This window comes from Weissella sp. DD23 (assembly GCF_001579105.1).
GTDB classification, from domain to species: domain Bacteria; phylum Bacillota; class Bacilli; order Lactobacillales; family Lactobacillaceae; genus Weissella; species Weissella cibaria.
In genome coordinates, this window is the sequence record NZ_KQ970397.1 from 5,373 (window position 1) to 6,200 (window position 828).

Sequence of the window (828 nt, forward strand, 5' to 3'; positions counted from 1 at the left end):
TCGCAGATGTTGTGCAAGGCATGCCATTGGACAAAGCCGGTGACATGTCAGCAACGTTCTTTGACTACTTCAACGTCTTCTCAATTATTGGGGGTGTTGCAGTGGCGTTGTTGTCATATGTCCACGGTTTGAATTACCTACGTTTGAAGGTAGAGACGGGCGTCCTACATGACCGGGTTCAAACACAAATCAAGGTGTTGTATCCAGTTTTGTTGGTTGGTGAAGTTGCTTTTGCGGCAGGCTTGTTCTTGTTTACTGACTTCTTTGCTAAGAAGCCGTTGATTACGGTAGCGTTTCTAGCCGTGATTGTCTTGCTGACAGTCATTGCGTGGTTGACTGGTTTGAAGCGGCGTAATGTTTGGTCATTTATCACGTTGGGATTGGCCATCATTGCAGTCGTGCTACTACTATTTACCGGTTTGTTCCCACGTGTGATTGTTGGGGATGTACCAAGCATGTCATTGCTGTTGAAGAATGCAACATCATCAGCGTACACACTGAAGTGGATGACAATTATTTCGTTGACGGCTTTGCCAATTGTCTTGGCATACCAAATTTGGAGTTTCTACATCTTCCGTCAACGCATTGTTGTTAAGAAGTAATAATGCCCGTCACGTACGGACATGGAAGGGGATCAAGGTTAACTTGGTCCCCTTTGTACATATCGAGAAAATGGAGAGTTTGTCATGTTAGATAAACGATTGTTTAAATTTCCGGGTGCCCGGCAAGCGCTCGGCGTGTTATCACTACTAACGTTGATTCAGGCGATTGCCATTATTGGTCAAGGGCGGTTTCTAAGTGTCGCCATCACTGATTTGTGGGGTGGCC

1 protein-coding gene is annotated in these 828 nt (G+C 45.7%); it reads left to right on the forward strand.

The window, feature by feature from the left end; all coding sequences use genetic code 11:
- On the forward strand, window positions 1-602 hold a 602-nt coding region (locus tag WEIDD23_RS14915), incomplete at its 5' end, for a cytochrome d ubiquinol oxidase subunit II (protein WP_242865502.1).
- Window positions 603-828: the final 226 nt, after the last annotated feature.